This window comes from Stenotrophomonas sp. 2619 (assembly GCF_040548725.1).
Classification (GTDB): domain Bacteria; phylum Pseudomonadota; class Gammaproteobacteria; order Xanthomonadales; family Xanthomonadaceae; genus Stenotrophomonas; species Stenotrophomonas maltophilia_AP.
The window spans coordinates 72,678-82,723 of the sequence record NZ_JBEPSF010000023.1 but is presented as its reverse complement, the minus strand read 5'-3'; the positions used below and the strand labels follow the sequence as shown (position 1 = coordinate 82,723).

General features: G+C 64.5%; 10 protein-coding genes. 9 read left to right on the top strand and 1 reads right to left on the bottom strand.

Features of this window, described 5'->3' with window-relative positions:
* From ABIA71_RS19395 to ABIA71_RS19365, 7 genes are all read left to right on the top strand, one after another.
* Positions 1-382 (top strand): MBL fold metallo-hydrolase (locus tag ABIA71_RS19395; RefSeq protein ID WP_354287449.1); only part of this gene is annotated, 382 nt, incomplete at its 5' end.
* 58 nt (positions 383-440) lie between these two features.
* A complete protein-coding gene (locus ABIA71_RS19390; RefSeq protein WP_354287447.1) occupies positions 441-1,139 on the top strand; it encodes a hypothetical protein in 699 nt (232 codons plus the stop codon).
* Between the two features lie 69 nt (positions 1,140-1,208).
* The gene (locus ABIA71_RS19385) at positions 1,209-1,568 is read left to right on the top strand and encodes a nuclear transport factor 2 family protein (protein WP_354287446.1); all 360 of its coding nucleotides are present in this window, start codon (positions 1,209-1,211) and stop codon (positions 1,566-1,568) included.
* A gap of 459 nt (positions 1,569-2,027) precedes the next feature.
* Positions 2,028-2,600, top strand: coding sequence for a sugar dehydrogenase complex small subunit (locus ABIA71_RS19380; RefSeq protein ID WP_354287444.1), 573 nt, complete (start codon positions 2,028-2,030; stop codon positions 2,598-2,600).
* A 63-nt stretch (positions 2,601-2,663) separates the two neighbouring features.
* Positions 2,664-4,304 carry a GMC family oxidoreductase gene (locus ABIA71_RS19375; protein ID WP_128097073.1) on the top strand — a complete coding sequence of 547 codons (1,641 nt, stop codon included), beginning with the start codon at positions 2,664-2,666 and terminating at the stop codon, positions 4,302-4,304.
* Positions 4,301-5,686, top strand: a complete 1,386-nt coding sequence (locus tag ABIA71_RS19370; protein WP_354287442.1) for a cytochrome c — start codon at positions 4,301-4,303, stop codon at positions 5,684-5,686. Before ABIA71_RS19375 ends, ABIA71_RS19370 begins: the two co-directional genes overlap by 4 nt.
* Positions 5,686-6,945 carry a carbohydrate porin gene (locus ABIA71_RS19365; protein WP_354287440.1) on the top strand — a complete coding sequence of 420 codons (1,260 nt, stop codon included), beginning with the start codon at positions 5,686-5,688 and terminating at the stop codon, positions 6,943-6,945. The genes ABIA71_RS19370 and ABIA71_RS19365 overlap by 1 nt, the downstream gene beginning before the upstream one ends.
* Before the next feature lie 43 nt (positions 6,946-6,988).
* Here ABIA71_RS19365 and ABIA71_RS19360 read toward each other — a convergent pair whose 3' ends face one another.
* Entirely contained in the window at positions 6,989-7,549 is a 561-nt protein-coding gene (locus ABIA71_RS19360; RefSeq protein WP_354287455.1) for a cation efflux transmembrane domain-containing protein, read from the bottom strand.
* Positions 7,550-7,704: 155 nt separating this feature from the next.
* Here ABIA71_RS19360 and ABIA71_RS19355 point away from each other — a divergent pair, with 155 nt between their 5' ends.
* A complete protein-coding gene (locus ABIA71_RS19355) occupies positions 7,705-8,103 on the top strand; it encodes a MerR family transcriptional regulator (RefSeq protein WP_128097076.1) in 399 nt (132 codons plus the stop codon).
* Between the two features lie 197 nt (positions 8,104-8,300).
* A complete protein-coding gene (locus ABIA71_RS19350) occupies positions 8,301-10,019 on the top strand; it encodes a hypothetical protein (protein WP_354287438.1) in 1,719 nt (572 codons plus the stop codon).
* The last annotated feature ends 27 nt before the right edge of the window (positions 10,020-10,046 follow it).

The window sequence follows — 10,046 nt, the reverse complement described above, 5'->3', positions numbered from 1 at the left end:
CGGCGACACGCAGGTTTCCTGGGTGGTATCGGCCGCGGGCCGGCGGATCTTCCATGGCGGAGACACGATGTGGCACGGTCACTGGTGGAAGATCGGTCGCCAGTTCGGGCCCTTCGACGTGGCGTTCCTGCCGATCAACGGCGCCAGGTTCGGATGGCGCACGCCCGTCAGCGGACAGCCGGGCGTGTTGACCCCCGAGCAGGCCATCGCGGCCGCCACCGTGCTGGGCGCGCGGTCCGTGGTCCCGATCCACTACGGTATCTCGGGCGTTGATGCATACCAGGAAGTGGACGATCCTCTTGGCGCGCTGGTCAGGGCGGCGCGGGGAACCGCCATCGACGTCCAGTCAGTGCCGCCAGGGGCGTGGGTGGCATGGCGGTGAGGCCTGCGGCACCGCTGATGCGTCCAGCCAGAAGCCACCCACCGCTAGGGGAGCCTGCATGAATAACCTCGCTATCGCTGCCGTTCTTGCCTCTCTGTTGGTCTGTCCTCTGGCCAACGCGGCGGAGGACCCAGGTCCGTCCCGCCCCTCCCCGGGTGCGCTGCAGCGCATCATCGAATCCCGCAGTCCGGAGATGACGGTCGCCACGCCCGACCATGATCGAATCACTGCCCAGCGCATCGATATCGTCGACGAGAACGGCGTGATCCGCATGACGCTGTCGGGCCGGACCCCTGCCCCGATCATCGATGGAATCCAGTACCGACGGGCCTTCAACGTCGCCGGGCTGGTGCTTTACGATGACAAAGGCAGCGAGCGGGGTGGATTCGGCACCGCCGATGTGGCCGGGGGAATGGCGGTTCTGGCCCTGGACCACCCGGCCATGGATGCCATCGGCTGGCGTGTTTCACCGGACGGCGAGGTGGCGTTCTCGATCAACCAGGCACCACCGCTGCTGCGCGAGCCGGCCCTCGGCAATCGCCTGGTTCCTGGGGTCAAAACATCAACGCGCATCCGGATGGTGGTGGGGGCAGACGGAACGCCAGCCATCGCATTGAGCGACAAGGCCGACAGGACCCGCTTGCGGCTGACGGTAACCGAAGAAGGCTACGGCGCCATCGAGTTTCTCGATGCAGAAGGGCGGGTGGTCCACACTCTGGCCCCAGAGGTGGAGCTGGCGAGGGCGAGGGCACACTAGGCCCTGCGCCAAAGGGTGGTGGATTGCACGGCAATTGAGGCTGGAACGCTATCTGGAGAACCGACGCACATGCAGATTGAAGCGTATGAAGAGCGACTTCGCGTCGCCATGCTGCACAGCGATGTCGCTGAGCTGGACCTGCTGATTGATGATGAGCTGCTGTTCGTCGGGCCGGGAGGCGGCGTTTACACGAAGGCAGATGACCTGCACCTGCATCGCTCGGGGGCGCAGCGCTTGTCTCAGGCGGACTGGCAGGCCGTGGAGTGGCGTTCGTACGGTACGACATGCATCACCGTCGTCACCGCCGCGCTGGCTGGCACGCTCATGGGAGATCCATTCTCTGGCCGGTTCCGCTATCTACGCACGTGGGTGCAGAAGGAAGGGGTTTGGCGCGTGGTTGCAGGTAGTGTGTCGGCGATCACCGAGTAACGCCCTGTTTCGTTTTCATGGGCGTTGGACGTGGCTCCCTCCGTGCCACTCTAGGTCAGGGTACTGCGGGCGTTGTGGTTGCGCTGGAAGCAATGGTCTTTGCCTTGTGCCAGGTGAGTGCGCATGGGCAACAACGGAGCTGGGAATCTTCGCGGGCGTTCTGGATGACGCGCTTCGCGAGCCGCCTTGGGCCCTGCATCAGGAGAGGGGCATCCTGGACCGCGCAAGCTGGCTACTGTCATGCTGGCGTGAATGTTGCGCGCAATGAAGACAGATCGTTCCATCATCGACCGATGCAGGTACGCACAGCTGAAAACGGGTGCAAGTTGCTGTTTGTCATCACTTAAGCGCAAGCAGACACTATTGATTGCGTTTCGGAACTATTAGCTTCGACAATTGATGTGCCGCGCGGCGCCTGCAATCATTGTCCGACCCCCCACGTCATAATTGGAACGCCCCGTGGATCACAGCAACGGTGATGCGGGCCCAGTGCAATCCCATGGATGGTCGCGTCGGAAGTTCCTTCTGGCGTCTGCCTCGATGGCGTTGCTCGCGGCCTGCCGGCGCAGCGATGAACCCGCTGCCGACACCCAGCCAAGCGCCAACCCGTCCCCTCGCCACGATGCGGCAGCAGCGGGCAACACCGCTGCAGACACCGAATTCCTTGCGCTCTCCGTGGCCCTGACCGGCAAGGCCGATCTTGATCCGTCTGTCGCCGGCAGAATCCGCGCCGCGCTGGCTTCACTGGATCCGGCTACCACCGCCGCACTTCCCGAGCTGAAGCGCGTTGCCGCCAACGCAGACTCTCCAGCGAAGATCGTCGCGTCGCCAGGCGTGCGCGATGCTGCACTGGCCATCATTGCCGCGTGGTACACCGGCACGTTAGGGAAGGGCACCGACGCGGTTACCGTCGCCTACCGTGACGCGCTCATGCAGCGCCCGGTTGCCGACGGCCTGTTCCCGGCGACGTACGCGCTGGGTGGCCCGGCCTGGTGGGTCGCCGCACCGCCGGCCGCCATCGCCCTGCGCTGACCCACCGCCTTCCTGCCGATTGCCGCGTGGCGCGCTTGCGCCGCGCTTTCCGAGTGCATTCCCGTGAAAAAACCAACATTCAACAGCGGTGACGTCGATGCAGACGTCATCGTGGTGGGTTCCGGCGTCGTTGGCGCCCTGATCGCCAACCAGCTGGCCGCCGCAGGTCGATCCGTCGTGATTCTGGAAGCCGGCCCCCGTCTGGAGCGGGCCGAGATCGTCCAGAACTGGCGCAATGCCAGCTTCGAGCGCCGCATCGGCAGCGACTTCCAGGGGCCGTACCGTCAGTCACCGCTGGCCACTGCGCCGCTGTACTTTCCGCCCAATGATTACGTGGCCCTTTCCGGGCCGGACGGCAACAGCTTCCGCCAAGGCTTCATCAAGGCCGTTGGCGGTACCACCTGGCATTGGGCCGCCTCGTGCTGGCGCCATCTGCCGGTCGATTTCAAGATGAAATCCGCCTATGGGGTAGGCCGCGACTGGCCGATCGCGTATTCGGATATCGAGTCGTACTACTGCCGCGCCGAAGAGGCGATGGGCGTCTCCGGACCGAACGACCCCGAGCGCCAGAGCCCCCGCGAGCGCTCCAGGCCGTACATCGCCGACATGATTCCGTGGGGCCATGGCGATTCCACCTTCGCCGCGGTGGTCAACCCACATGGTTACAACCTGGTGCCGATTCCGCAGGGACGCACCATCCAGCCCTTCAACGAGCGCCCGGCGTGCTGTGGCAACAACAACTGCCAGCCGATCTGTCCGATCGGCGCCATGTACAACGGCGTCCACACGGTGGATGCAGCCGAGAAGAAGGGCGCGGTGGTGCTGGACGAGGCGGTGGTGTACCGGATCGACACCGACCACAACAACACTGTCACCGCGGTGCACTGGTACGACCGCGAGCGTGTCAGCCACAAGGCGACCGGGCGGCAGTTCGTGGTCGCATGCAACGCATTGGAAACGCCGCGCCTGCTGCTGTTGGCCGCCAATGCGCAGAACCCGAACGGCATCGCCAATTCGTCCGACCAGGTCGGCCGCAACATGATGGATCACTCGGGCTTCCATTGCTCCTTCATCGCGGACCGCCCCATCTGGCTCGGGCGCGGTCCCGCGCAGTCCAGCTGCATGGTGGGCCCGCGCGATGGCAGCTTCCGCTCTGAGTACTCGGCCAACAAGATCATCCTCAACAACATCAGCCGCGTTCCGGTGGCCACCCAGCAGGCGCTCAAGATGGGGCTTGTCGGCGAGGCACTGGACGCCGAGATCCGCCGGCGAGCGGTGTACGGCGTGGACCTCTCGATCAGCCTGGAGCCGCTGCCGGATCCGAGCAACCGCCTGACGCTGTCCACTTCGCGCGTGGACGGCCTGGGCCTGGCGTGCCCGGACATCCACTATTCGCTGGGCGACTATGCGCGCAAGGGCTACGACAAGGCCTGCGAGCAGCTGCGTCACATCGGAACGCTGTTCAACGCCGAAGAATTCGAGATCACCACCGCGCTCAATGCAAACAACCACATCATGGGCTCCACCATCATGGGCAGCGATCCGCGCGATTCGGTGGTGGATGAGAATTGCCGCGCCCACGACCATGCCAACCTGTGGCTGCCCGGTGGCAGCGCGATGGTGTCGGCAAGCGTGGTCAACAGCACCCTGACCATGGCGGCGCTGGGCCTGAAGGCCGCCGATGCCATCGAGCGTGCCCTGTGAAGTGGCTGACCCTACCGGGCCTGGTCCTGGCACTGATGGCGACGACCAACGTCCACGCCGACGACGCGGTCGAGCGCGGGCGCTACCTCGCCACGGCGGGCGACTGCATGGCTTGCCATACCAAGCCCAATGGCGGCAAGGACTATGCGGGCGGTTACTCCATTTCCTCACCCATGGGCGAGATCTGGGCCAGCAACATCACGCCCTCGGTGAAGTTCGGCATTGGCAGCTACAGCGAGGCGGACTTCGAGCGTGCCGTTCGCCAGGGCATCCGCAAGGACGGTGCCCGCCTTTATCCGGCGATGCCGTACACGTCGTACGCGAAGTTGACCGATCGCGACGTCCACGACCTCTATGCGTACTTCATGGCCGAGGTAAAGCCGGTCGAACAGTTCTCTCCGTCCACCGACCTGCCGTTCCCGTTCAATGTGCGCCTGTCGATGGCCGGCTGGAACCTGCTGTTCCTTGATCGCAAGCCGGTGCCGTCCGATCCTTCCAAGGGCGCGCAGTGGAACCGCGGCGCCTACCTCGTTGAAGGCCTGGAGCACTGCGGCAGTTGCCACACGCCGCGCGGGCTGCTGATGCAGGAGAACGCCGACCAAGCGTTGTCGGGCGGTTCGCTGGGGCTGTGGTACGCCCCCAACATCACCTCGGACAAGGTCAGTGGCATTGGGGCCTGGACAGACCAGGAGATCGCGCAGTACCTGAAGATCGGCAAGGTCGCCGGCAAGGCGCAGGCGGGTGGCGGCATGGCCGAGGCCATCACGCACAGCCTGTCCAAACTCACCGACCAGGACATCGCTTCCATCGTGACGTACCTGAGGACTGTGCCCGCGGTCGCGGACCCCTCGATGCGCAGAAACGCCTCATCGTGGACGCTGCGCACCGGCGCGGGTGCGGGAGAGGCCGGCATCCGCGGCACCGGTCTGCCGCTCACCGACGGCCATGTGCTCTATGACGGTGTCTGTGCCAGCTGCCACGGCACGCGCGGCGAGGGCAGCAAGGATCAGTATTACCCCTCGCTGGTCAACAACAGCACGGTCGGCGCAGCCACGCCGCAGAACCTGATTGCCACCATTCTCACCGGCGTGGATCGCGACGTGGCCGGCGAACACACGGTGATGCCGCATTTCTCCACCGGCTCCTACGTACAGCGGCTCAGCGATGAGGAAGTGGCCAGCGTCGCCACCTATGTCCGTCAGCAGTTTGGTCCGGGCGACAGCGTTTCTGAAGCCGACGTGCGCCTCGCGCGCGCAGGCGGTCCCAGGCCGCTGCTGATGACGTTGACCACCTACGGCCTGCCGCTGGGTGGGCTGGCGATCATTGCATTGGGTATCTGGATCTGGCGGCGCAGGACGGCCCGGAAGAGGAGGGCGCCGTGATGCGCGCATCTGTAGTGGTGTTGTCGATCAGCGCGGTCCTGGCGTGTCAGCCGGCGCTGGCCGGTGATACGGTTCCTGTAAAGCCGGTGGAGTCCGTCAAGCAGGTCCCGTTGAGTACCGGCCTGCCAGTGCGCGACTGGTTGCAGGACAGGGGTGTCACCCCGACGGCGCGCGTGGTGGTGTCCTCGAGCTATGTCGACGGCGGCTATCGTGGCTCGGGCACCGCGACGGCAACCCATGTTGATTTCGGCGCCGTCGTGGACACGGGCAAGGCGTTCGGCGTGGATGGCACGCTGCGGGTAGTCCTGTCAGATCGGTTCGGCCAGGCGGCGCACGATCGGTACACCGGCAGCTACATCCAGAACCAGGCGTTCTGGGGGCAGGGCCAGAACTTCCGCCTCAACGAGGTCTCCTACGAGCGTGCGCTGCTGGACAAGCGGCTTAGTCTGAAAGGCGGCTTCTTCTCGATGGGCAATGATTTCGGCGGGCTGCCCTATACCTGCAATTTCAACAACAACGGGCAGTGTGGTCATCCTCTAGGACCGATCTACAGCTCAGGCTGGCTCGACAATCCGACCGGGCAATGGGGCCTGCGCGTCAAATGGACCGACCCGTCCGGCTGGTATGCGCAGACAGGCGTGTTCGACGTAAATCCCTCCCGCAAGCAGGCCGACAACGGTTTCAAGCTGGCACTGGATGGCAATACCGGCCTGTTCTTCCCGGTCGAGCTGGGCTACGTGAACGACCCCGGCCAGCGCGGCTACGGCGGCACCTACAAGGCGGGTTACTACTGGGACACCTCAAACGCGGCCGTTCTGGGCAGTCCCGGCGCGCGCGAAGCCTCGCATCGCAGCGGCGAGTATGTGCAGCTGGCGCAGCGCATCTGGAAGCCGGAGGAAGAGACCGTCCGTGGCATTTCAGCCTTTGCCATCGGCACGCAGGCCGATGTTCGCACCGGCACGTTGCGGCGTTCGTGGGAGCTGGGTGTCAGTTGGCGAGGTCCGTTCCGGGCACGCGAGGACGACATCCTGAGCGTGGGTTGGACCCGGCTGGACTTCTCACGTCGGCTGCAGGCCTACCAGCAGGCTTCCGGCCAGCAGGTGCAGACCCGGGAAGAAATGCTGGAGCTCAACTATGGCGTCCAGGTGGCACCGTGGCTGGTTCTGCGTCCAGCGCTGCAATACGTGACTCGGCCGTCCGGATTGTCAGACCGGCCGGATGCATGGGTGTTTACGTTGCAGGCGCAAGCGACGCTCTGAACATCCGGGTCAAGAGGGCGGCCGGCGGGTGGGGAAGGGTGCTCTACCTTGCCGCCGCCGCCCGCCATGCGGGCCACGCTTCGCCGATGACCCGCGCCGCAGAGGTCAGGAACAGCAGCGCTATCACTGCGCCGACCAGAATATCGGGCCAGGCGTGACCGGTCAGCGCGACGCCGCCGGCTGCCATCAGCACGCCCACGTTGGCCGCCACGTCGTTGCGCGAGCATTCGAACGTGCTTTTCATGTTGATGTTGAGCGCGCGGAAACGCCACAGCAATGCCAGGCAGGCCAGGTTGGCCAACAGCGCGATGGCGCCGAACACCAGCATCAGTCCGCTGGATGGCGGCACGCCGTGCACCAGCTTGCTGATGACCTCCACGACGATGAAGACGAAGAACGCCAGGATCAGCAATCCCTTGGCCAGAGCGGCACCGGCCTCCCAGCGCGCACCGCGATTCACGGCCCACAGGCTCAAGCCATACACGATCGCATCGCCCAGCATGTCCACAGCGTCGGCCTGCAGTGCGCTGGAATGCGCCACCATGCCCGCGCCGAACTCGATGAAGAACATCGCAAGATTGATCACCAGCACCGCGACCAACACGCGGCGCTGCGCACTATGCAGCGCCAAGGATTGCAGTTCCTGGCGTTTGTTGCCGCAGCAATGGTCCATTGATGGGTTCCTGTCGGGCGACGCCCGGGCTTGACATGGGATCAGGGCGCCTTTATCAACCCTGTAGCCACTAGAAGGTCAAGCCCATGTCCAGCACGCTCACCATCGGTCAGTTGGCCCGGCAGACCGGCACCAAGGCCGAAACCATCCGCTATTACGAAAAGATCGGCCTGCTGCAGCCGCCGATCCGGTCCGAGGGCAATTACCGGTGCTACGGTGCTCAGGACCAGCGTCGGTTGGCGTTCGTTCGCCGTGCCCGCGAGCTTGGATTTCCGATCGAACAGATCCGTGAGCTGATCGCATTTGGCGAGCAGCGCGACCACCAATGCAGTTCGGTGGACGCTGTGGTGAAGGCGCACATCGCCGATATTGCTCGCAGGGTCCGTGATCTGCAGGCGTTGCAGGGAGAGCTGGAGCGGATGATTGGCAACTGCCCGGGGGGGCGCGTGGCGGAATGTCGGGTGTTGGAAGCGCTGCAGCCGTAGGGTGCTTGATGGCTGCCAGAAGTGGTTGGCATGCAATGTGGGGCGGTCCGGGGCCTGGAAGGAGCTTTTGGTCCGCTCAGTCCCCCCTGCGCTCTTGCTAAGTAGAAGTACCGGTCGGCCCACAGTGCCTTTGCGGTGGTGGGGGCGGCTTGGCACGCGGAGACTGGCATCCACCGAGGCCGTTATGGGAATCGCAGATGGCGACCAGGATCTGGGGTGTAGCTCCGCCTGTGTGTTTGGCTGTGGTGATTTTGCTGGTGCTTCCCGCATGCAGCCGAGAGACCACGAGCGAGACCCATACCTCGGCGGCCGAGGCCTCCCGCCCCGTCGTCCAGCCGACGCCGACGCCGCCCAACATGCCTCCGCCGAACCCGTGGCTGGCGGACAGCGTCTACCCGACCTCCCACTTCAATCCAGCGGCCACCGATTCGGTGCTTATCGCGGGGCCGGTGGGTAGCCGAAACCTCACCGCCGCGGATGTGGCGACCGTGCCCACCCTGGTGACCTCCAATCCCACCTTGAAGCGCGTGGGCGGGGAGGTCATCGCCTTTGCCAGCGGTGCGGTAGGAGTGCAGAAGATCCGGGTGACCGGTGATGCCTTTGAAGCCGTGGGAGGGCTGCTTCCTTACCCGGGCTTCGAAACGTCCGCTGCGATGGCGACACCGGCCGCGCTTGATGCCGCGTTGACTCAGCTCGACGCTGCTTACCGTGCCAAGGACGAGACGAAGATCCTCGGCGCGCTGAAGGGCCTGGGCGCCGCTGGTCTCAATATGGAAAGTGGCATCAACGGGGTCTACAACCTGTTTGATCGAGACGGCAATCACTACTGCGTCTACGGTGGCACCCACGTGCTGAAGACAACCGATGGCAACGTGGTCGGTGACCCGCCGCGGATCGTCAAGACCGCCGATGTCGCCAAGGGGCTGCCCGCAGACGTCGCCAAGTCGGTTACCCGCATCATCGGGCTGAACATGACCTACGACGGCTTCCTGGCTGCTGCCGCTCCCGGTGCATTGGTCGTCCTGGACCGGGACCTGAATGTGAAGGCGTCGGTGACGTTCAACGGCGAGGCAGTCGACAACAGCATCGTCATTGATGAACACAACGGCATCTATGTAGTCACCGAAAAGCACATGAACAAGGTGATCTGGAACGGAACGACGCTGTCCACCGATGAGAAGGACGGGGCGTGGTCGTCCCCCTACGATTCCATGCCCGGCGAGAAGGCATTGGCGATGGGCGCTATTTCCCGTGGTTCGGGCACCACCCCGACGTTGATGGGCTTCGGCAGCGACCCGGACAAACTCATCGTGATTGCCGACGCTGCTGAAACCGGCAGTAACGCGGTGGCGTTCTGGCGGGACGCGATTCCGGCAGGCTTCAAGCAGAAGCCTGGAACGCAGTCCAACCGCATCGCCGACCAGATCCGGATCGACATCAGCCGGATGACCATCGAGCCGTCCCCGAATGTGCTCGGCTACGGCGTTGCATTCCTCAACAGCACGTATCCAAAGCCGCTTCCGGCCGGCCCAGGCAATGCGTTTACCGGGGGCATCACCCGGCCGGCGCCGATGGGCATACAGAAGTTCATCTGGAACCCGGACAAGGACGCGTTCGAGAAGGCCTGGGTCAACCATGAGGTCGACAACACCGACATCATGGTCCCGGTCGTCTCGGCATCCACAGGGCTGCTTTACGCAGCGCACAAGGACAAGGACAAGGGCGTTTATCAGTATGTCGGCCTGGACTGGTCGACGGGCGAGATCACGTCGCGCTGGACGTTCCCTGATGACAGTCGTCGCTGGAATGCCCTGGGTGGGATCACCACCATCATGGAGAATGGTGACCTGATGATCGGGGGGGTGTTCACCGTCAAGCGGCTCAAGATTGGTGGGCGTCCCGCACAGTCGCATTAGTGTCTGCTGAAAATACCGAACGGGCCT

Coding starts and splice junctions, on each gene's coding strand:
- ABIA71_RS19350 (WP_354287438.1), top strand. CDS start 8,301: ATGGCGACCAGGATCTGGGGTGTAGCTCCGCCTGTGTGTTTGGCTGTG.
- ABIA71_RS19365 (WP_354287440.1), top strand. CDS start 5,686: ATGCGCGCATCTGTAGTGGTGTTGTCGATCAGCGCGGTCCTGGCGTGT.
- ABIA71_RS19355 (WP_128097076.1), top strand. CDS start 7,705: ATGTCCAGCACGCTCACCATCGGTCAGTTGGCCCGGCAGACCGGCACC.
- ABIA71_RS19385 (WP_354287446.1), top strand. CDS start 1,209: ATGCAGATTGAAGCGTATGAAGAGCGACTTCGCGTCGCCATGCTGCAC.
- ABIA71_RS19390 (WP_354287447.1), top strand. CDS start 441: ATGAATAACCTCGCTATCGCTGCCGTTCTTGCCTCTCTGTTGGTCTGT.